This window comes from Shewanella carassii (assembly GCF_002777975.1).
Classification (GTDB): Bacteria; Pseudomonadota; Gammaproteobacteria; order Enterobacterales; family Shewanellaceae; genus Shewanella; species Shewanella carassii.
In genome coordinates, this window is the sequence record NZ_NGVS01000023.1 from 201,566 (window position 1) to 223,974 (window position 22,409).

Consider the following 22,409-nt stretch of genomic DNA (forward strand, 5'->3'; position numbering starts at 1 on the left):
CCAAGGTCCCTTTTTAACAGCAACTTCAACTCATCTCCTGAGAGATTAGTTTGCCAGTGCTTCCTTCGCTTTTTCTACCAGAGTAGCAAACACTACTTTGTCGAATACAGCGATGTCTGCCAAAATCTTACGATCGATTTCGATAGACGCCTTTTTCAGACCGTTGATGAAACGGCTGTATGAAAGACCATTCTGACGAGAAGCCGCATTGATACGTGCAATCCACAGTTGACGGAATTGACGCTTCTTCTGGCGGCGGTCACGGTAAGCATATTGACCTGCTTTGGTTACAGCTTGTACCGCTACACGGAAAGTACGTGAACGGGCACCGTAGTAACCTTTGGCAAGTTTCAGAACTTTCTTGTGACGAGCACGTGCAGTTACACCACGCTTAACTCTTGGCATTTTTCAATTCCTCCTAATTAAGCGTATGGCAGTTGGCGTGCAATCATAGGCACGTCAGCTTTGGCAACTAAACACTTGGCGCGCAGATGACGCTTACGCTTGGTGCTCTTCTTGGTCAGGATGTGACGCAGATGGGCTTGCTTACGCTTGAAACCATTGGCGGTTTTCTTAAAACGCTTCGCTACACCCTTGTCGGTTTTCATTTTAGGCATTACTAAAACTCCGCATTGGGATATTAATAAAACGCAAGGCGAGCAAAGGCCCGTAGACCTTTGCTACTTTTCAGGGTTGCCCTGCTATTTCTTCTTGGGCGCCAGCACCATGATGGCTTGTCGACCTTCCATTTTCGGGAAGGATTCAACAACCGCATACTCTTCCAGATCGGCCTTGATACGGTTCAAAAGATCCATACCCAGGTTCTGGTGTGCCATTTCGCGTCCGCGGAAACGCAGCGTGACTTTCGCTTTGTCCCCATCTTCTAGAAAACGAATCAGGTTGCGTAGTTTTACCTGATAGTCGTTTTCATCAGTACCAGGGCGGAATTTAACTTCCTTCACCTGGATCTGTTTCTGCTTCTTCTTCTGTTCTTTTTGGGCTTTAGCCTTGTCGAACAGATATTTACCGTAGTCCATGATACGGCATACAGGCGGCTCAGCATTAGGACTGATCTCTACCAGATCCAGACCTGCTTCATCGGCTACTTCCTGAGCCTCTTTGATGCTGACGATACCAATGGCTTCACCATCTGCGCCATTCAAACGTACCTCAGGTACGCCGGTAATTTCTTCATTGATTCTATTCGGGGCCGCCTGACGGCCTGCTGATTTTTTGATCTTTATGACCTAATCCTCCAACAATTCAAGACTACGGAGCGAAATTTGTTGCTTGACCTTAGCGGCGAAATCATCGATTCGCATCTTACCTAAGTCTACTCCGTCTCGGGTACGCACAGCGACTTCCCGATTTTCCATCTCCTGATCACCTATGACCAGCAAATAAGGAACCCGCCTCAAAGTGTGCTCGCGTATTTTAAAGCCTATTTTTTCATTCCTCAAGTCTTTAGAGGCACGTATGCCCTGTTCCTTGAAGAATTCGACTACTTCTTCAACATAATCCGCTTGTTTATCTGTTATGTTCATAACAACAACCTGCATAGGAGCCAGCCAGGTTGGGAAGCGACCGGCGAACTCTTCAATGAGAATACCGAGGAATCGCTCCAAAGAGCCCAAAATCGCACGGTGGATCATCACTGGAGTCTGACGGCTGTTGTCTTCGGCAACATAAGTCGCGCCCAGGCGTCCAGGCAAGGCGTAGTCAAGCTGCACTGTACCACACTGCCAAGCGCGGTCCAGACAGTCATGCAGAGTGAACTCGATTTTAGGACCGTAGAAGGCACCTTCACCTGGGAGTATTTCAAATTCGATATCGTTGCTGCGCAGCGCTTGTTTCAAAGCTTCTTCTGCCCTATCCCACATGGCATCGTCACCGATACGCTTCTCTGGACGGGTAGAAAGCTTAACCACAATATTGCTAAAGCCGAAAGTGGAATAGGTGTCGTACACCATCTTGATACACTTGCTGACTTCGGCTTGCACCTGCTCTTCAGTACAGAATACGTGCGCATCATCCTGGGTAAAACCACGAACTCGCATCAAGCCGTGCAAGGCACCCGAAGGCTCATTACGGTGACAACAGCCAAACTCGGCCATCCGCAGCGGCAGATCGCGATAAGACTTGAGGCCCTGGTTGAAGATTTGCACATGGCCAGGACAGTTCATCGGCTTGACGGCGTATTCGCGGTTCTCGCTGCTGGTTGTAAACATCGCCTCGGCGTATTTATCCCAGTGACCTGAACGTTCCCACAGCACGCGGTCCATCATCAGCGGGCCTTTCACCTCCTGATAGTCGTACTGACTCAGCTTCTGGCGAATAAAACGCTCAAGCTCAAGGAATACACTCCAGCCGTCGTTGTGCCAGAACACCATACCTGGCGCTTCTTCCTGCATGTGGTACAGATCCAGCTGCTTGCCAATTTTGCGGTGATCACGCTTGGCGGCTTCTTCCAGACGAGTCAGATGAGTCTTGAGCGCTTTCTTATCGGCCCAGGCAGTACCATAGATACGCTGCAACATCTTGTTGTCTGAATTACCGCGCCAGTAGGCACCAGCAACATTCATCAGCTTAAAGAAATGGCAAAAACGCATGTTGGGCACATGGGGACCACGACACATATCTGTGTATTCTTCGTGGTGATACAGTGCCGGCGTGGCATCTCGGCTGATGTTCTCATCCAGGATCGCCATCTTGTAGGGCTCGCCGCGAGACTCGAAAGTGTCACGGGCTTCCTGCCAGCTGACCACACGCTTGACCACGTCATAGTTAGTCTTGGCCAGTTCCAGCATGCGCTTTTCAAGCTTTTCCAGATCTTCCTGGGTCAGTTTATGTTCCAGGTCGATGTCATAGTAGAAGCCGTTATCGATAACAGGACCAATCGCCATCTTGGTTTCAGGCCACAGCTGTTTGATCGCATGACCCAACAAGTGTGCGCAAGAGTGACGAAGGATTTCCAGCCCTTCTTCATCTTTGGCCGTGATGATCGACAGTTCTGCATCTGTTTCGATCAGATCACAGGCATCTTTTAACTCGCCGTTGACTCGTCCGGCAATACAGGCTTTCGCCAGACCAGGACCAATATCAGCAGCAACATCGAGTGTAGAGACTGGGTTGGCAAACTCGCGCTTGCTCCCATCGGGAAGTGTAATTACAGGCATGAAAATTCCTTGTCCAGTGGTGACCCACACGTAGGGCCACTTGGTTATCAATGAAAAAGAGGGTTTTAGCCCTTGAGTTAAGGCAGTACAGGAGCCTTAAGGTCTCCGCCGGGCAGGCTGGCAATTTTACGGGATAAGCCCTTGCCAGCGCAACCCAAAAACACTCAAGGGATAAGCTTTTGCTCACAGCCTGGGGCTATACTTGAACTGTGTTGTGATATGAAGTTCTATCGTCCAAAGGGCATAGCGCTACCGGACAAAGGAGGAAGCCATGCAACTCAAGAGTCAAACTATTTGCTGCCCCCATTGTGGCCACCATCAAAAAGTGGAGCTCGACGCCAGCGGCGGCGATCAGGAGTTTTATAATGATTGCCGGGTATGTTGCAACCCTATTCATATGCGGATGCACATCAATGACCAGAGGCACATGATAGAGCTGTACGTCGATGGCGATGACGAACAGCTCTACTGAAAAAAAACGTTTCAAGCTGCTTATATAGGACGAGTGCGGCCGCGAATGAAGTGTATCAGCGACAATTAAGCCTGGTGTCGTTGAGCTAATACGCGCTCGACCGTATCTACTATCGTTTGGGTCTGAGTATCGATTTCAATATTCAACCAATCCCCTTCCCGATAATCCTCTAGATTGGTCAGCCTGAGAGTCTCAGGAATAAGATGCAGCATAAAGCGATTGCCTTTGACTTCACCAATAGTAAGACTGCAACCATTGATACCGATGAAGCCCTTGTAGAAAATGTACTTCAACCATTCTTCGGCTATTTCCAGTTGCATATTGTAATGGCTGTCACTGACATCTAGCCGTACCAACTGCGCCTGTGTATGCACATGGCCGGAGAGAATGTGCCCCCCAAGCTCGGCACCAAACTTGAGTGACCTCTCTATGTTAACCTTGTCGCCTACCTTAAGTCCGACCAGGTTAGTCACCGCCAGAGTCTCTTCCATTACATCAAAAAACGCCCTATCATCAGCAAGCTGGGTTACCGTCAGGCAAACGCCGTTGTTGGCGACACTCGCTCCAATTTCCAACCCTTCGCACAAGGCGGGGGGCAGAGCGACTTCGAGGGTATTTAGCCCGGGCTTTTTCTCGATCGCCAGGATTTCACACTTGGCTTGAACAATACCTGTAAACATTTTCTCACTCGCTTAGTTGTTAGGGCTGCTTTCATGAATCACACCGGCTTTCAGGCCAAACGCTTAATTCAATTGGCTCTGCCTGTGCTTATTGCACAGCTTACCCAGACCATGATGGGGTTTATCGACACCCTGATGGCCGGCAGAGTCAGTGCTGTCGACATGGCAGCCGTTGCTGTCGGAACCAGTCTCTGGCTACCGGCCATACTGTTCGTTCAAGGCCTGTTGCTGGCATTTACGCCTATGTTTGCTCACCATCATGGCGCAAACAACCAAAAGGCAATTCAACCACTTGCCTTTCAAGCTGCCTATATTGCCATAATCGGGGCCCTGGGTGTGATGCTGTTTCTGGCATCTGCGCCACATATTTTGGATTGGATGGAACTGGAACCTGAGCTCAAGCGATTGAGCATAGGTTATCTTGACGGTATTCTCTGGGGTGCACCGGCCTTTGTACTCTATCAAGTACTCAGGGGCTGCAGTGAAGGAATATCCTATACCCTGCCGACCATGATTATCGGCTTTGTCGGTCTGGCGGTGAATATCCCGGCCAACTATATCTTTATCAATGGTCACTTCGGCATGCCCGCCATGGGCGGCGCCGGCTGTGGTGTGGCTACTGCCCTGGTATTCTGGGCTATGCTGCTGGCCATGGTCATCTATATGCAGTGGCATAAACGCTTTGCCGAACTGGCGCCGTTCAAGGCATTTCATAAACCTCATTTACGCACCATTGTTGAGATGACAAAACTGGGTATGCCTATTGCCATGGCGCTATTCTTTGAAGTCAGCCTCTTTGCGGTGATAGCCCTCTTACTGGCGCCTCTCGGTGCCACTGTCGTGGCCGGTCACCAAATCGCGCTGAACTTCTCCTCGATAGTGTTTATGTTGCCACTCTCCATCGGCATAGCCGTTTCTATTCGGGTCGGTTATTACCTGGGGCGCGGCCAGAGTGATGTATCGGCCTTGGTGACTAAAGTGGGATTATCCATCGCCTTCTCTCTGGCCATGCTCACGGCCATATTAACCGTGCTATTCAGGTATGAGATTGCCCTGCTCTATAACGACAACCCCGAAGTGGTTACTCTGGCCGGCAGTCTGATGCTAATGGCTGCTCTATATCAGTTGTCCGATTCAGTGCAGGTGGTGGCAGCCGGAGCATTGCGTGGCTACAAGGATACCCGCAGCGCCTTTTTCATCACCCTGTTTGCCTATTGGGCCGTGGGGATGACCCTAGGTTATGTATTGGCGTATACCGACTTATTGGCACCCGCCATGGGGGCTCATGGATTCTGGATTGGGCTTATCGCCGGTTTGACTGTTGCTGCGATACTCTTTGCTATCCGCCTGAGATATATCCAGAAAAGCGGTAAACAGTTTGAAGTTATCTCAGATGAGGCTACACATTGAACCAAAAGCGATCAAAGCTGCAGCAAGTTGTGCAGCAATTCGCCACTCAATGAAAATTTGTGTTTTTTTACTTGCAACTAGCGGCTGCTCGCCCTTAATATAGCGCTCGTTCGAGGGCGACAGCCTGAAAAACACAGTACACCCGTAGCTCAGTTGGTTAGAGCACTACCTTGACATGGTAGGGGTCGGTGGTTCGAGTCCACTCGGGTGTACCAATATCTTCAGATTTTCAAAAATGAAAATCATGCGATACACCCGTAGCTCAGTTGGTTAGAGCACTACCTTGACATGGTAGGGGTCGGTGGTTCGAGTCCACTCGGGTGTACCAAGCAACCTGCTTCAAGCAGGTTTTTTTATGCCTAAAATTTCCCTCTTATTCTATTCGAGCTGCCATTTTCTGCTGTAACCATCTCTGTATACCCCAGTATGAGTAAGCCCCTCTACTGAATAATATTTTTGTAATTCAAGCCCGACTTTTTGTATATTGCTTACTTTCTCCGGCCGTGGAATCATGGGACATAAACCAAAGTCCTTTGCCGACAGGGAAATCCATGAGCCAACGTACTCTGCACACGCTGTTCAAACCCGGATCCATCGCCGTCATTGGCGCGTCCAATCAGGATAAACGCGCAGGCAATGTGGTAATGAAGAACTTGCTCTCGGGCGGCTTTGCCGGCCCTATTATGCCGGTCACCCCCAAATATAACGCGGTTATGGGCGTGCTGGCTTATCCCAATATTGAGTCTTTGCCGATCAAACCAGACTTGGCCATCATCTGTACCCGTGCCGCCAGTGTACCGGCCATTGTTGAAACCCTGGCACAATTTGGCTGCAAAGTGGCGATTATCATGGCCTCCGGCATGGCCGATGAACTCAATGAACAAGGCGAAAACCTGCTTGAACTGACTCAAGCCAACGCCAGACGTTACGGCATGCGGATCCTCGGTCCCAACAGTTTGGGGATGATGTTGCCACCCCAAGGACTCAATGCCAGCCTGGCCCATGCCGGTGCCCTGCCCGGCAAAATCGCCTTTGTATCCCAATCGGCGGCCATCTGCACCACAGTACTCGACTGGGCCAACAACAAAGGGATCGGTTTCTCTTCCTTTATTTCTCTCGGCGATGCCACAGACATAGACTTCGATGAATTGCTGGATTTTCTCGGCCGCGATTCCCGCACCAGCGCCATCATGCTTTATATAGATTCGGTCAATGAGAAGCGCCACTTCCTGTCGGCAGCCAGAGCCGCAGCCCGCCATAAACCTATTTTGGTGATCAAATCCGGCCGCAGCGCCGAGGGTGGCAATGCCGCCAAACTACACACAGGTGGCATTGCCGGTAATGACGCCGTCTACGAGGCCGCCTTTCGCCGCGCCGGTATGCTCCGAGTCACCGACTTGGTTGAATTGTTTGCAGCACTCGAGAGTCTGGCTCACCTCAACCCACTGAATGGCGAGCGCCTGTGTATTCTTTCCAACGGTGGCGGCCCGGCCGTGCTGGCGGTGGATGAACTGGTACTCAAGGGTGGCAAGTTAGCACAATTGTCCGAAGCCACCCTGGAGAAACTCTCTCAGCTGTTGCCCTCTACCTGGTCCGGGCAAAACCCGGTGGACATCATAGGTGATGCCGATGCCGAGCGTTACAGCCAGGCGCTGTCTGTGTTGATGGATAGCGATGAGCTGGACGCCATCTTGGTATTGCACTCCCCCTCGGCCCTCGGTGAAAGCGTTACCATCGCCGATGCCTTGATTGAAACCATCAAGCAACACCCGAAACGTAATCGGGTAAGCATACTTACCAACTGGAGCGGCGAAGATGCCGCTTACCGGGCTCGAAAACACTTTTCCAAGGCGAGTATCCCCACTTATCGTACTCCCGAGGGCGCCGTGCGCGCTTTTATGCATATGGTGGAATATCGCCGTAACCAAAAACTGCTGCAGGAGGTACCGCAATCTATACCTGACACTATCCCAACAGACAGTGCGACCGCCAGAAGCCTGTTGCAGCAAGCCATTGCCAAAGGGAAACGAGTGCTGGAAACCCATGATGCCAGCAATATTCTCAACGCCTATGGCTTGGATACCATAGATACCTGGTTCGCTAAAGACGCTGCCGAGGCCGTGGCCATTGCCGATAAGGCGGGTTATCCGGTCGCCTTGAAAGTGCAGTCGCCGGATATTTTGCATAAATCTGACGTTCACGGAGTGATGCTGAATCTCACATCGGCTTCTGAGGTCAATCAAGCCGCAGCGGCCATTGTCGAGCGGGTCCACACAGCTAACCCCGTCGCTTCGGTCGAGGGCATGATAGTGCAAAAAATGGCGCTTACCGCCGGCGCACAGGAGCTCAGAGTTGCGGTGATAAACGATCCCGTATTTGGCCCAGCCATCATGCTGGGTGAAGGCGGATCAGAATGGGAACCGACCCGAGACGCCGCCGTCGCCTTGCCACCGCTGAATATGGCGCTGGCACGTTATATGGTTATCCAGGCACTTAAGACCCAAAAGATCCGCGACCGTCACTTGCCCCAAGGCTTGGATATGCGTGCCCTGTGCCTGATGTTGACCCAGATTTCGCAGCTCATCATAGATTGCCCCGAAATCGAGAGTCTGGATCTTAATCCTGTATTGGCGGCGGGCGAGAAAATTACTCTCTTGGATGTCAATCTGCGTCTGAACCCGGAAGTCACGGATAACGCCGGACGACTGGCGATTCAACCCTACCCCAAAGAGCTGGAAGAGAAAGCCAAACTGCGTAACGGCCTTGAGGTGATGTTGCGGCCGATACTACCGGAAGATGAACCCAAGCATCTGGACTTTGACAACTCGCTGACTGATGAAGACAGATACAAGCGCTATTTCGGGGTGCGCTCGCGTATGACCCACGAAGAGATGGCGGTACTGACCCAGATAGATTACGCCCGTGAGATGGCGTTTATCGCCACCATAAGAGATGAAAATGGTGAAGAGGAAACCTTGGGCGCGGTGCGAGCCTCAATCGATCCGGACAACACAGAAGCGGAATTTGCCATGGCAGTTCGCAGTTCTCATCAGGGGATCGGCATAGGCAAATTGTTGTTGGAAAAGCTGATTAACTACTACCGCACTACGGGCACTCAGGTGTTAACCGGCTTCACCATGTTTGAAAACCGCAATATGGCGAGCCTTGCCAAGAGTCTTGGTTTTACAGTTACTTTTGATATGGAAGAACATCTGATCAAGATGCACATGGAACTGCCCGGCAAGGAAACGTAGGACTCCGCTTATTTTACACCTAAAAAACCAATAACCCGGCCAGTGCCGGGTTATTGAACATTTGAGTTGACTGTCTCAGCGACGACAAAGGGCAATCAAGTCCAACTCAGGCTGATAAACCTTGCTACTGACATCGAAGAGTCCCAACAGCGTATCAAACAGGTTGTCGTGGGAAACACGCTTGGCGGCGGCTTCCTTCGCCAGACAATCCTCATTCAGCCCCAGTTGCTGCTTGAACGGCTGAGAAAACCAGGCCATCCAAGGGATCTGAGTCTGCTCTCTGGGGGCTATGGCATAAGGAGAACCATGCAGGTACATACCCTTTTCGCCCAGAGACTCACCGTGATCGGACAGATACATCATCGCCGTATCATAATCACTCCTGCTGCCCTTAAGCTGTTCGACCACCTGAGAGACGATATAGTCGGTATACAGAATCGTGTTGTCGTAAGTGTTGGTGAGCTGCTCGCGGCTGCAGTTCTGAATGTCGCTGCGCTGGCAATCCGGGGTAAAGCGACGAAATTGCTCGGGGTAGCGCAGATAATAGGTCGGTCCGTGACTGCCGATGATATGCAACACTATCAAGCGATCCTGACCATTGTTCGGCTGCAACAAGGCTTGTTTGAGTTCATCAAGCAGTACCTGATCCTGACAAAACTGACCATCGCATAGCTTGGGGTCGGCATTCAGTGCTATCAGCTTGTTTTCTACCCTGTCACACACACCTTTACAGCCGCTGTCGTTATCAAACCACTGCACTTTCACACCGGCATAGTTGAGTACATCCACAACAGTATCCTGAGCCTTGGCAATTCGGGAGTCATAATCTTCCCGGTTCATACGGGAAAACATACAGGGTAAAGACACTGCCGTGGCCGTGCCACAGGAGCTGACATCGCCGAAGATCAGCGGTGAAATCGCCTTGGTGTAGACATTGGTTGACCTATCGTAGCCATAGTATTGGTAATTTTGTGCCCGGGCGGTTTCACCGACCACCAGCACCATCAGTCTGGGTTTAGTTTCACCGGTTGCTTTTACCTGCTTGGCATCTGTCCCCAACTTTTGATATTCGAGCGGCTGTTGCAGGTAATGTTGATTGATGTATTTAGCCGCCGAGCCAACAAAATAGGTGGGCACAATGTAACGTTTAATCTCATCATTATTGCGACCAAAAGCCAGATAATTCTGCATATAGAAAAAGGCGATCACCACTATGATGATGACATTCGCTATGATGTACAGCGCCTTATATGCCAGCTCCTTGCCTATGGGTTTATAGTCTATTTGGATGCGATATAAGAGCAACGCTGGCAGCACGCCGGTCAGACACAGGTTAAGCGCCGATGCCCAGTTAACATAAGTCAGCGCTTCGGCGCTGTTGGTCTGAAAGGTGTTTTCGATCATGCCGGTATCGAATACCACACCATACTTGAATGCGGCAAAAAATACCCCCGATGAACACAGCAACAACACCATAAAGAAAGGCTTGAGAATATATTTAAAACTGAACAGGGAAAACAAGATCCCCAAGGCCGAGATCAAGAAGATAGGGATGGTCGCCACAAACAGAGGGTCGACATGTGCTTGATTCTCAAGCCCCTGCTTGACTATGGTAAAAAAAGGCACATTGAATACGGCCACAAAAAACAGTGCCAGAACAAAGGTCAGGCGATTAACAGAGATGGGATTCAGCACACTCATTCCTAAATGACGGTTAAAACCACGCTGGTTACAAAATGTTAACCAAATAATCAAAATATTAATATAGCCACTCTATCTTAAGGTTCCCTTACCAATCAGAGGAGGTTCCTGGGCGAAATTTTTTTATACCTGGCGACATACCGAATAATCTCGGCGTTGCGCTAAACAGGCATAGCTAAAGAGAGAGCAAGATACTTAGTGGGTGCATTAGGAGAGGTTCTACAAAAAACTGACACAAATGTAAATTAGTCAAATGCAATCTTTATAATAATGTGATCTTCATAAAAAAGCTTACTCCTGCCAACTGGTCAAAACGCATCCTTAAGACGGTTAAAGAAAGCCAAGAGTTGGGCCTGTTCGGCTTCGGTAAATTTCGCCGTCATCTCACGGGTTAATTGCAGATGTAAGGCATCATGTTCTTGAAACATTTTCACCCCCTCTTCGGTTAAAGAAACCTGAATGGCGCGCCGGTCATTTTCCAGCGGCTGACGCTCAGCCAGGCCCGCCTTGACTAGACGCTCGACCTGAACAGTCAAGGTACCTGTGGTAATGCCGAGTTTTTCCGCCAGTTCCTTCATCTTCATCGGCCCATGAGCGCCCAGGATCTCCACGGTATGGATCTGTGCCAGCGAAGCGCCTTGCCCCCTGACAACACTCTGTTCCCAGGAGGACAAGCGCTCATAAAACTCTATGATGGCGTGGTTAATTGACTGTTGCAGCGAATCCTGCCGCTGTTGCTTTTTCATCTATTTTGGCACCTCAATGATGATGGTGGTGATGTCCTGTCTCTTGATGGCCCGCTTGTTCACGCTTGTTGGCCCTCGGTGTTGTCGCCTTATCGCAGTCGGCACATTGATTGACTTCAATAGTCAGATGGTCTACGTGAGTGAAATCCGCCAGCAACTCATGATAATAGTCTGTGCTGTGAGGTGCGTGGCTTACCAAAGAGATCATGGCGGCATGATGATCAGCGCTGACCGGCCACACATGGATATCGGTGACCTTGTGATCTTTTTCGGCTTCAATCCGTTCCACCAGCTTGCGACTGAACTCGGCTTCAACACCGGCATCAAGCAAAATGGGACTGGTCTGACAGATAAGTCCCCAAGCCCAGCGACTGATGATAACAGCTCCGACAATTCCCATCACGGGATCGAGCCAATTCAATCCAAAATATTTGCCGGCCAACAACGCACCAATTGCCAACACTGAGGTCAAGGCATCGGCCAGTACATGGAAATAGGCTGCGCGCAGATTATGATCTTTATGTCCGTGGGAATCTCCATGGTCGTGGACATGCTGGTGTCCGTGGTCGATGTCATGACTGTGGTCATGTTCGTGTTTATGGTTATGTTCGTGCTTATGACTATGTCCATGGTTATGGCCATGATCGTGACCGTGGTGATCCTTGAGCAGCAAAACACTCAGAACATTGACAGTTAAACCAATAATGGCCACCAAAATCGCTTGGTCAAAATGAATATCTTCCGGGTACAGAAGTCTGGAGCCAGACTCGACCAGCATCAACAGCGCCACCAATCCCAGAGCTATAGCGCTGGTAAAACCACCGAGCACACTGACCTTGCCAGTACCGAAGGCAAAGCTGGGGTTGTTGGCATGTTTCCTGGCGTAAGAGTATGCAAACAGTGTCAGCATGAATGCAGCAGCATGCGTTCCCATATGCCAGCCATCGGCCAGCAACGCCATGGAGCCATATATAGTACCGGCAACAATCTCGGCCACCATGGTCACCACAGTCAACAAGAGTACCCACTTGGTACTCTTCTCTCCCTGCTCATTATGATGAGTAAAGTCATGCTTATGCTGCCAGCGCGTAGTGGCGTGAAATTGTGAACTCATGGTTAGCCTACTATTATATTTTGATAATCAAACTATTTGACATGCAAAGCATCTCTCTTTCCAGAGGCAATTTCAAGCATAAAACTGAAAAAAGTGACCAATCACATAAATTGTTGTTAACGAATATTTTATCCAAACCCGTGGAACGTCTTATTTGTGTCACCTTTCAGTTATCTGGCTGTCATATGGCGTCATTAGTCTTTGCGTCGCATTTGCAAATCCTATAACGAGATAGAAGATCACGGAGTGAAATCTTATGAGCAAGGCGACTTTCGATCCGACGTGTTATAACCAGAGTCAGAACGAACCTTTTGCCCAGGTACTGGATAAGCACCTTTCCCGGCGCAATTTTGTAAAAAGTGGCTTGGGCGTCAGTGCCCTGACTGCATTTGGCGGCTTCGGCCTCGCCGGTTGCGGTTCCGACAACAATAACACCTCTAGCACAGTGGATCCTGTGCCGCCGACTCAGGTTCCTCCCAGCCAATCCAACGTCACACTAGGATTTGAGTCAGTAGCCGGTTCTCGCCTTGATGCAGTGGTTATCCCTGAAGGTTACCGCGCTCAGGTCCTAGCTCCCTGGGGGACGCCGCTGAACAGTAAAGCTGCCGAATGGCAGGCTGATGGCAGCAATACCGCCCAGGATCAGGCCAACTCTGTGGGTCAAAACCACGACGGCATGCATTTCTTTCCGCTCAATGAAGCCGGAACCGATGGCCTCTTGTGTATCAACCATGAATACATTGAGCCAGATGCCCTGCACCCCAACGGCCCGACTATAGATGCCGATACCGGCCTGAGAACCCTGGTCGATGAAGTCCGCAAAGAGATCAATGCTCACGGCATGACTGTGGTGCGTATCAAACTTAACGGCGGCAACTGGGAAGTGGTCAAGGATGACAAGCACAATCGCCGTTTCACCGGTGCTTCCACCATGGATCTCAGCGGCCCGGTAGCCTATACCGACAAAGTCGTAACCGCCTTCTCGCCTGATGGCAGCCAGACCCGCGGCACCCTGAACAACTGTGGTAACGGTTATACCCCTTGGGGAACCTACCTCACCTGTGAAGAGAACTGGCCCGGCTACTTCGTCAATAAGGGCGAGATGACTCAAGCGCAACGCCGTATCGGTGTCAGCGTCAGTTCTACCCGCTATGGCTGGGCCGATCTGGCCGGTGATGCTGAAGAGCGCCTGGATGAATTTGCCCGTTTCGATGTCACCCCCAAGGCCAGCGATGCCATGTATGACTATCGCAATGAAGACAACGGCTATGGGTATATCGTCGAAGTCGACCCTTACAACCCCAACTCCCGCGCAGTCAAACGCACTGCTTTGGGGCGTTTCCGTCATGAAGGCTGCGCTTTTGGCAAGCTGACCGAAGATAAACCACTGGTATTCTACTCAGGCCATGACTCGCGCTTTGAATATATGTACAAGTTTGTTTCAGCGGCGCTCTGGGACCCCAAGGATGCCGACAGCAGTAACCGTCTAGCAACCGGCGCCAAATACATGGATGAAGGTACTCTATATGTGGCCAAGTTCAACGAAGGAGGCGTAGGTGAATGGTTGCCGCTGACCCTGGATGCCATGACAAAGGACGGCAAGACCCTGGCCGATACATTTGCCAGCCAGGCCGATATCATCATCAACACCGCCGGTGCCGCCGATTTGGTTGGCGCGACGCCAATGGACAGACCCGAGTGGTGTGTAGTGGACCCTTTCACCGGCAGTGTCTATCTGACCCTGACCAACAACTCCAAGCGGACTGAAGCCAACGCCGCCAACCCTAGGTTGAAAAACAACTTTGGCCATATCATCCGCTGGGATGAAGGTAGCAGTGATACCGAGTTTAGCTGGGATATCTTCCTGTTCGGTTCTCCGGCGGACGGTGACGACGCCACCAACCTCTCCGGCCTGACGGAGCTTAACCAACTGGCCAGCCCGGACGGCCTGGCGTTCGATGCCCGCGGTATTCTGTGGATCCAGACAGATAATGGCGCCAAAGAGGTGACTGAGCACACCAACGACCAGATGCTGGCAATAGTGCCATCCAAGATGATCGATGGCGACGGCAAGCCTCTGACAGTTACCGCCGATAATCAAACCGAGCTGAAGCGCTTCTTCGTCGGCCCCAATGGCTGTGAAGTCACAGGCTTTGCCATCTCGCCGGACTACACTTCGGTGTTTGCCAATATCCAGCACCCGGGGAATTGGCCGGTATCGGCCAATGCCGCCGAGGAAACTCCCATCGGCACCAGCATACGCCCAAGAGCAGCGACCGTGGTGCTGCGCAAAGTCGATGGTGGTGAAGTCGGCATTTAAATAAACAGCTGCGTTTAAACGAACAGCCCTAAACTGACAACGCCCGCCAGGCTGAACCTGGTGGGCGTTTTTCCTCTCGATAACTTGAATTAAGAGCAAGCACATAGCTGGTACTATTTTGATTTGTATGGCAAAAAAAGTTATTTATGATTTTTTGAAAATAAATAACCCTTTCTCAGCAGCTGGCCGTTTAACTCTACAGAAGCGCAATCATACACAGCGCCAATCCAATAGTTGATTTCCGCCCATAGCGGGCCCATAAGGAGAAAACCTATGCTTAAATCCGGTAAACTAAAACTGGCACTTATCGCTTCCGCTTTGTTATCTGCCCAGGTTTTGGCAGTCAGCCCGCCGCATCCACAGGGGTACAACCAGAACATGATTACCGCAAACCAATTTGATGCCGACAACTATCAGCCACAGGATAGCAGCAAGATGTTCCCCGCCCCCAAAGAAGGCATGGTGCAACACATACTGACCCTACCCCAATTGGAAAACGAAGATGACTACATGGTTGAAATTCAGGTGGGCCAAACCCAGATGGTTGACTGCAACAAGCACGGCCTGATGGGCGAGCTGAAGCAGATGGATCTCAAAGGTTGGGGTTACACCTATTGGGAGCTAGATGAAATTGGCCCGGGGCGCTCGACCATGATGGCCTGTTTCGATAAGGCCAAGCATCAGGAGTTTGTTCGCATTCCGGGGGAATACAAGCTGAGATATAACAGCAAGTTGCCTATGGTTATCTATCTGCCTGAAAATGCCGAGCTGCGCTACCGGGTGTGGCGGGCCGACACTGTGTTCAGCTATTCCAAGTAACACAGCGACTTACCCCCTCTAACTGAACCAATAAAGCTGCAACAGACCTTTTCCCGGCCGGTTGCAGCTTTTTTGCTTTATTCTCGATTGCAGAACCTTATAATCGCTGCAGTTTTCCTTTAGGGCCTTTTTTCGGATGAAACTCAGCTTTGTACTCGTCTCCCCTGCTCGCGCCGCCAATGTTGGCGCCGCTGCCCGTGCCATCAAAACCCAAGGGTTCAGTGAACTCATTGTGGTGAGTTCACAAGCTCACCGGGAAGAGGAAGCGGCCTGGGTCGCCTGCGGCGCCGAGGACATACTGGCCAACATCCGTGAAGTGGCCAGCCTAGAGGAGCTCAGAGAAGAGTTTGAGCTTATGGTGGCCACCACGGCAAGAGAGCGCGGCAGCCCAAGACACTATTTAAGCCCGGCAGAACTCGGCGAGCAACTGAGTAGCCAGCAGGAACAGGTGCAACACGTAGCCATCGTCTTTGGCTGTGAGGCCAGTGGCCTGAGTAACGCCGACTTGGCGATTTGTGACTTACTCAGCTACGTACCACTTGCCACCGAATACCCGTCCCTCAATCTGGCGCAAGCCGTGATGGTCTACTCCTACGCTCTGGGTCAGGCTTTGACCTGTGCCGATGGCCGCCTGGGGCTAAAAGATGCTCAATCGCCGTTGCCGCAACTCAGTGCCCTCAAACAAAAGGCCGCCACTTTGCTGGAGAGGGTCGATGCCGCCGATGATGCCAAGTTAAGCCTGTGGCTGAATGAGAGCCTCTCTCGCTTAAGTGACAGAGACGCCAAAATGGCCCACCAACTGCTGGGCGATATCCTCAAGAAACTCGACTGAGGTTAATGTGTTCCCTGGGTTAACTCTTCGCCGGCGCGCCGCCACGCAGGGCGCGGTAGAGGGCTATCATAGCCAGCAACTTATCGCGTTTTGACTCGCTCAATGACAGCTCGGCGCTGAAGTGTTGGCGCTGAGCATCCATCAAATCGAGTGAAGTGGCAACACCGTTCTTGTATCTGAGCCGCGCCAGGCGCACGTATTCAGAGGAAGCATCGAGCAAGCGTTGCTGCTCTATCAGAGCTTGTTGCGTTCTCTGATAATCATTCATCGCATTGCGCACTTCCATATAGGCGTTCAATACCGTGCTGCGATAAGCAAGCATGGCCTGCAGTTGCGCCTCGTTGGCTATCTCATATTCGGCGCTTATCTTGCCGGCATTGAAAATCGGCGCCGTGATCCCACCGAGCAGCGACCAGGTGAGTCCCTTGGAACTGAAAAGGTTATCCAAGCTATCGGATCCGCGGCCATATTCGGCGGTAATGGTAAACCCCGGGAAAAACGCACTCTTAGCTACCCCGACCTCCGCCGTGGCCGCTACCAAAGCCAACTCGCTGGCGCGAACATCCGGGCGGCGCGACAGTAACTGCGAAGGCACCCCAACCGCCAGAGATTCGGGAAATTCACGGCTCACCAATTTAGGAAGCTCTGGCAGGGGGTGATCGTAAGCCCCCAGTAAGATAAGCAGCTGATTGCGCTTGGCCTTGCTGTCATATTCGAGCTGAGGCAAGGTCACCATGGCGGTTTGATATTCCACTTCCGCCTGGCGTACATCAAGACCCGAAATCATCCCGTTGGCTCGCCTGAGTTTAGCCAGTTGCAGTTCCTTGGCGCGGATCTCAGCCGTTTCCCGAGAGATCTTAAGTCTTTGCTCTATATCGGTCAGCTGATAAAAGGCAGTAGCGATATCACTGATAAGGCTGATTTTGGATGCCTCAAGCAGCTCTGCCTGCGACAGAGTATTGGCCAGTGCCGCCTCACTGGCCCGGCGGTTGGCGCCCCAAACATCCAGCTCCCATGACGCAACCCCGTTAAGGCCCAAGGCCGTCTTGGCACTGGGATCTTTATTGGTAATGGCGCTGCTGAGTGACCGTTCGGCTGCAAACTCAAGTCCAAGCTCGGGCCACAGAGCCGCATCAACCACCCGCCCTTCGGCTCTGGCGGCTCGCAGCCTGCTTTGCATCATCGCCAGGTCGATATTGTTATTCAGCGCCTGACGAATAAGTTCCTGCAGCTCGGGATTAAGGAAAAACGTCTGCCACTCATCTGCAACGGCTTCATCGGCCTTTACTTGCGGCAGCGCCTTATCAAACTGCGCCGGCATGTTGAGCTCGGGGCGCTGATAATCCGGCCCCAGAGTGCAGCCCCAAAGGCCCAAGGAAAGTGTCAGGGCGAGCAGTTCCGGTCTAGTGCATTTACTAAGGACCTGTACCTTAGTCGGTTTCACCCGGCTCATGGTTAATACCCCTGTCTTCATACGCCTTCCTCCGTGGCCGACTTTTGGCTTGCCGAGTCACCCTTAACCTTGGTGCGAACCCAAGCGGCTGTGGTCACAAAGAACAATGGCACCAGTACAATCCCTATGCTGGTGGCCAGCACCATGCCACCAAGGATGGGAATAGATACCGAGTGACGACTGACAGAGCCGGGTCCGGCGGACAAAACCAGCGGCAAGACACCGAGAATAAAGGCCATGGAGGTCATCAAAATCGGCCTGAAGCGCATCGCGGCAGCTTCCATTGCCGCCTCCAGTCGTGAACGGCCCTCTCGGTGCAGTTGGTTGGCGAACTCGACAATCAAAATCGAGTTTTTGGCCGCCATCCCGATAAGGGCGATAAAGGCGATTTGGAAGAACAAATTACTCTGCATACCACTGAGCAGTGTTGCCAAAGAGGCTCCCAGCATGGCGATGGGCGCAATAAGCAGCACGGCCACAGGAATGGTCCAACTCTCATACAACGCCGCCAAAAACAGGAACACGAACACCAAGGCCAGCGTAATGGCGATACTGGTCTGGTTGGCCGAGCGCACTTCCTGGAAGGTGAGCCCGGTCCATTCATACTTGAACTCGGGCGGTAACATGGGCTTGGCCACCCTATTGATGGCTTTTATCACATCGCCGGTCGCATATCCGGGCGCCGGAGTGACATTGATGGACGCACTGGAGAACAGATTGTAATGGGTCACAGCCGCCGGCCCCACAGTATATTCATAGTCGGCCAGAACTCCGATGGGCACCATGGCACCATTGGATGACCGGACATAATAATCTTTAATCTGCTGGGGAAACTGACGATAACTGTCTTCGGCCTGTACCCTGACCCGATACACCCGGCCAAACAGATTAAAATCATTGACCGTGGCCGAATCGGTAAAGGTCTTAATAGTGCTGTAGAGATCGGCCACATCCACCCCGATAGCCATCGCCTTGGCTTCATTGACCGAGAGGTACAGCTGTGGAATAGAACCCTGCAACGACATGGCCGCTGCCGCAACCTCAGGTTGCTGCTTGAGCTGCTCCACCAACTCGTTGCTGGTTTCCATCAGCCCCTTGAAGTTGGTTCCCGAAGTATCCTGCAACACCATCTCCACACCGGAGCCGTTACCCAGACCGGGCACAGCCGATGGCAGGTAGAGGTTGAACTCGGCCTGCAACACTTGGTTGAGCTGATATTTAAGCTCTTTCATCACCTTCTGCACTGTGGCCTGATTTGGTTCTCGCTCGGCCCAGGGTTTGAGGATCACTTCAAACTGACCGTTGGCCTGATTCGACCCAGAGCGGCGGTTTTCCCCGGCCAGGGTAAAAGACCAGGCGACGGCCGGATGGGCCAGCACATGGCGCTCGGCAATCTTGAGCACCTCTTGGGTGCGGTTGACCGTCGCTCCGGCCGGCAGCGTCATATCGATAAAGAAACGGCCCTGATCCTCATCCGGCATAAAGCTCGATGGCAAATGGCTCATGATGTACCAAACCGCCACCACCATGGCGCCAAACACCAGGTAACTGCGCCGCGCATGCTTGTTGGCTAAGCCTACCAGGGACACATATTTATCGGTCAATTTGGAGAGACGGTTATTGAGCCAGAAGAAGAAACCGCTGTTGGCCACATCGCCCGGACGCAGCAACAAGGCGCAAAGTGCCGGGCTCAGGGTCAATGCCACCACAGTGGAGATCAGCACCGCCACGGCAATGGCGACAGCAAATTCGCGGTACATAATGCCGGTGATCCCGGCAAGAAAAGACACAGGTACAAACACGGCGCACAGCACTAAACTGGTTGCTATCAAGGCACCGGATAACTCTTTCATGGCGCTGCGGGTGGCCGCCATCGGGCTCATGCCCTTTTCATTGATAAGTCGTTCGACGTTTTCCACCACCACAATCGCATCATCGACCACAATGCCAATGGCCAAAACCAGTGCCAGCAGGCTGACGGTATTGATGGTAAAACCGAAGGCCAGCATGGCGGCCAATGTCCCAATCAGGGAAACAGGCACCGCAATCGCCGGGATCAGGGTCGCCCGCCAATTCTGCAAGAACAGGTATACCACCAGTACCACCAACACCAGGGCTTCGATCAGGGTTTGCACCACCTCATCGATGGATTCTTCAATAAACACAGAAGCATCGTAAAACACCTGCCATTCCATACCGCTGGGAAACTTGGTCGCCAGCTCAGCCATGGTTTCCTTGACCTTACGGGTCACCTCAAGCGCGTTGGCACCGGGCAACAGATACACCTGTAAGATGGTGGCATTCTGGCCATTGAGTTGGGATTGCAAGGTATAAGCCGAGGAGCCGAGCTCCACCCTGGCAATATCACGCAGGCGAATGATGGATCCGTCCGGATTGGCGCGAACTATGATCTCTTCAAATTCCCTGACACTGGACAGCCGTCCACTGGCTGTTATCGGTAAGGTCTGGCTCAAGGCATCACTATTGGGTTGGGTACCCACAGTACCGGCCGGGGTTTCCTTGTTTTGTGCCTTGATGGCGTCAGTAACATCTGTCGTGGTTAGGCTATGACCCGCCATGGAATCCGGGCGCAGCCACACCCGCATGGCATAACTGCGGGAGCCGGTATTCCGGGTACGACCAACGCCGGGGATCCGTCTCAGTGCCGATTCGATATTAATGGAGGCGTAGTTGGAGAGGTAAATTTCATCGAAACGAGGATCTTTGGAGGTCAATGCCAGCTTGAGCAGCTCCACCGAGGAATCCTTGGAGACAGAAACACCTTCGGTTTGCACATTGATTGGCAAATTACCCAGAGCCTGCTGAGTCGCGTTCTGCACATCCACTGCCGCCAGATCCGGGCTTGTGCCTACATCAAAAGTGATGGTGACATTGGTGCCGCCAGAATTGGTGCTCTTGGAGCTCATATAGATCATATTGGGCACACCATTGACCTCCTGCTCCAGCGGTGTTGCCACGGACTCGGCGGCGGTTGTGGAGGCGGCTCCCGGATAGGAAGCCGAGATACTTACCTGCGGCGGCGTGATATAGGGATATTGATCCACCGGCAGCTGGAACATGGCTATCAAGCCCAAGAGCACAATAACAATACTGATAACGGCCGAGAACACGGGTCGGCCAATAAAGAACTGAGCCATCTAGTTACGCTCCTGTTCTTTTGATTGCTGTTCCAGCGCCTCCTGCTTTTCCTGCTCGTCGAGCCGCTTTTGATACTCTTTGGCATCAAGCGGCTCGGCCAGTTGGCCATGACGCACACGGTGCATGCCTTCGACTATCACACGTTCACCGGCGTTGAGACCGCTTTTGACCACCACGCCCTCCGGCCCCTGGTGCTCAATCACGATAAAGCGCCGCTCAACCTTATTGTCCGGCATCACCACCATCACATAAACGCCGCCCTGATCCACTTGGGTCGAACGCTGCGGTATCACTATGGCATTGTCTATCTCACTGAGTTTGATCCTGACATTGGTGTATTGACCCGGCAGCAACTCTTTGTCCGGATTGGGCAAAACCGCCCTCACCTCGAAAGTACCTGTACTGGGGTTAACCTGAGGATCGGTGAAACTGACGTTACCCAGATAGCGATATTCACTGTTGTCCGGCAAGGTGATACGTACAAATCCCTCTACCGCCTTGCCTTCAGTCTCGGCTTCCTGTTGCTGGTTGTAACTGGTCATGCGACGTCTGGCATTGAGGTAATCCAGCGCCGACATATTGAAATTGACATAAATGGGGTTCACCTGCTTCACCCGTGTCAGCAAGGATTGCCCCTGGCTACCGACCAAGGCGCCGATATCCACCTCGGAGCGACTGACTAAACCTGCGATCGGCGCTCTTATCTCGGTGTAACTAAGCTCCAGCAGCGCTTCTTCCAACTCGGCGTGGCCGGCGGCCAGAGCCGACTTGGCCTGAGCCAACGCCGACAGCGCATTGTCATAATCCAACTGACTGGCGGCATCCTGTTCATAGAGAGGTTTCAGACGCTTCACATCCCGCTGCGCCTTTTCCAGTATCGCCTGCTGCGACTCAACATTGGCCTTGAGTCGGTTAACCACTGCGTTATACGGCTTGTTATCTATCTTGTATAAGATATCGCCGGCATTGACAGCGCTGCCCTCGGTAAAGAGTCGCTCCTCGACAAAGCCATCGACTCGGGCCCTGACCTCCACATCCAACGAAGCCTTGGTGATACCGACATAATTACCGTAAACAGGCACAGTCGCCTGCTCAACCTCTTCCACCACCACCAGTTTGGGGGTGATGGTCACGGGTTCAGGTTCACAACCGAGCAATAAAAAACCACTGACAATGAGCAGTGGCAATAGTGGAGCAATCGAGTGATTGAAATAACCCTTACGGGCAAACACGGGTTTTAGTGCAGTAACAACTAAGGACATGGCAGCTTCCA

General features: G+C 52.0%; 17 protein-coding genes and 2 tRNA genes. 8 read left to right on the forward strand and 11 right to left on the reverse strand.

Going from position 1 to position 22,409, the window contains the following annotated elements:
- Nucleotides 1-45 precede the first annotated feature (45 nt).
- From rplT to thrS, 4 genes are all read right to left on the reverse strand, one after another.
- On the reverse strand, nt 46-405 hold the full coding sequence (gene rplT, locus CBE72_RS11915; protein ID WP_025009729.1) for a 50S ribosomal protein L20: 360 nt from the start codon (nt 403-405) through the stop codon (nt 46-48).
- A gap of 17 nt (nt 406-422) precedes the next feature.
- Nucleotides 423-617 (reverse strand): 50S ribosomal protein L35, encoded by a 195-nt coding sequence (gene rpmI / locus CBE72_RS11920; RefSeq protein ID WP_025009728.1) that lies wholly within the window; start codon nt 615-617, stop codon nt 423-425.
- Nucleotides 618-701: 84 nt separating this feature from the next.
- Nucleotides 702-1,244 (reverse strand): translation initiation factor IF-3, encoded by a 543-nt coding sequence (gene infC / locus CBE72_RS11925; RefSeq protein ID WP_100143701.1) that lies wholly within the window; start codon nt 1,242-1,244, stop codon nt 702-704.
- Between the two features lie 3 nt (nt 1,245-1,247).
- A complete protein-coding gene (gene thrS, locus CBE72_RS11930) occupies nt 1,248-3,176 on the reverse strand; it encodes a threonine--tRNA ligase (protein ID WP_100143702.1) in 1,929 nt (642 codons plus the stop codon).
- Between the two features lie 271 nt (nt 3,177-3,447).
- On the opposite strand from thrS, the gene CBE72_RS11935 reads away from it, so the two are divergent.
- Nucleotides 3,448-3,648, forward strand: a complete 201-nt coding sequence (locus CBE72_RS11935) for a CPXCG motif-containing cysteine-rich protein (RefSeq protein ID WP_025009725.1) — start codon at nt 3,448-3,450, stop codon at nt 3,646-3,648.
- A gap of 65 nt (nt 3,649-3,713) precedes the next feature.
- Here the strand turns inward: CBE72_RS11935 and CBE72_RS11940 are convergent, their stop codons facing one another.
- Entirely contained in the window at nt 3,714-4,328 is a 615-nt protein-coding gene (locus tag CBE72_RS11940) for a riboflavin synthase subunit alpha (protein ID WP_100143703.1), read from the reverse strand.
- Nucleotides 4,329-4,361: 33 nt separating this feature from the next.
- On the opposite strand from CBE72_RS11940, the gene CBE72_RS11945 reads away from it, so the two are divergent.
- From CBE72_RS11945 to CBE72_RS11960, 4 genes are all read left to right on the forward strand, one after another.
- Entirely contained in the window at nt 4,362-5,738 is a 1,377-nt protein-coding gene (locus CBE72_RS11945) for an MATE family efflux transporter (protein ID WP_100143704.1), read from the forward strand.
- Between the two features lie 138 nt (nt 5,739-5,876).
- Nucleotides 5,877-5,953 (forward strand) — tRNA-Val (locus CBE72_RS11950).
- A gap of 36 nt (nt 5,954-5,989) precedes the next feature.
- Nucleotides 5,990-6,066, forward strand: a tRNA-Val gene (locus CBE72_RS11955).
- Nucleotides 6,067-6,289: 223 nt separating this feature from the next.
- Entirely contained in the window at nt 6,290-8,992 is a 2,703-nt protein-coding gene (locus CBE72_RS11960; RefSeq protein WP_100143705.1) for a bifunctional acetate--CoA ligase family protein/GNAT family N-acetyltransferase, read from the forward strand.
- A gap of 75 nt (nt 8,993-9,067) precedes the next feature.
- Here CBE72_RS11960 and CBE72_RS11965 read toward each other — a convergent pair whose 3' ends face one another.
- From CBE72_RS11965 to dmeF, 3 genes are all read right to left on the reverse strand, one after another.
- Entirely contained in the window at nt 9,068-10,693 is a 1,626-nt protein-coding gene (locus tag CBE72_RS11965; RefSeq protein ID WP_100143706.1) for a phosphoethanolamine transferase, read from the reverse strand.
- Nucleotides 10,694-11,001: 308 nt separating this feature from the next.
- Entirely contained in the window at nt 11,002-11,439 is a 438-nt protein-coding gene (locus CBE72_RS11970) for a MarR family winged helix-turn-helix transcriptional regulator (protein WP_100143707.1), read from the reverse strand.
- Nucleotides 11,440-11,452: 13 nt separating this feature from the next.
- The gene (dmeF, locus tag CBE72_RS11975) at nt 11,453-12,553 is read right to left on the reverse strand and encodes a CDF family Co(II)/Ni(II) efflux transporter DmeF (RefSeq protein WP_100143708.1); all 1,101 of its coding nucleotides are present in this window, start codon (nt 12,551-12,553) and stop codon (nt 11,453-11,455) included.
- Nucleotides 12,554-12,809: 256 nt separating this feature from the next.
- On the opposite strand from dmeF, the gene CBE72_RS11980 reads away from it, so the two are divergent.
- The 3 genes from CBE72_RS11980 (at nt 12,810) to CBE72_RS11990 (ending at nt 16,524) form a co-directional block, all read left to right on the forward strand.
- Nucleotides 12,810-14,873, forward strand: coding sequence for a PhoX family protein (locus CBE72_RS11980; protein WP_100143709.1), 2,064 nt, complete (start codon nt 12,810-12,812; stop codon nt 14,871-14,873).
- Nucleotides 14,874-15,146: 273 nt separating this feature from the next.
- Nucleotides 15,147-15,692: a serine protease inhibitor ecotin gene (gene eco, locus CBE72_RS11985; RefSeq protein ID WP_100143710.1), complete on the forward strand. Its 546-nt coding sequence runs from the start codon at nt 15,147-15,149 to the stop codon at nt 15,690-15,692.
- Between the two features lie 136 nt (nt 15,693-15,828).
- Complete coding sequence (locus CBE72_RS11990) at nt 15,829-16,524, forward strand: tRNA/rRNA methyltransferase (protein ID WP_100143711.1); 696 nt, start codon at nt 15,829-15,831, stop codon at nt 16,522-16,524.
- Between the two features lie 19 nt (nt 16,525-16,543).
- On the opposite strand, the gene CBE72_RS11995 is transcribed toward CBE72_RS11990, so the two are convergent.
- From CBE72_RS11995 to CBE72_RS12005, 3 genes are read right to left on the reverse strand one after another with little or no spacing between them, the layout of a single operon-like run.
- A complete protein-coding gene (locus CBE72_RS11995) occupies nt 16,544-17,998 on the reverse strand; it encodes an efflux transporter outer membrane subunit (protein WP_229671778.1) in 1,455 nt (484 codons plus the stop codon).
- Nucleotides 17,995-21,135, reverse strand: coding sequence for an efflux RND transporter permease subunit (locus tag CBE72_RS12000; RefSeq protein WP_100143712.1), 3,141 nt, complete (start codon nt 21,133-21,135; stop codon nt 17,995-17,997). The genes CBE72_RS11995 and CBE72_RS12000 overlap by 4 nt, the downstream gene beginning before the upstream one ends.
- A complete protein-coding gene (locus CBE72_RS12005; RefSeq protein WP_100143902.1) occupies nt 21,136-22,398 on the reverse strand; it encodes an efflux RND transporter periplasmic adaptor subunit in 1,263 nt (420 codons plus the stop codon). It lies immediately after the preceding gene.
- Nucleotides 22,399-22,409 lie beyond the last annotated feature (11 nt).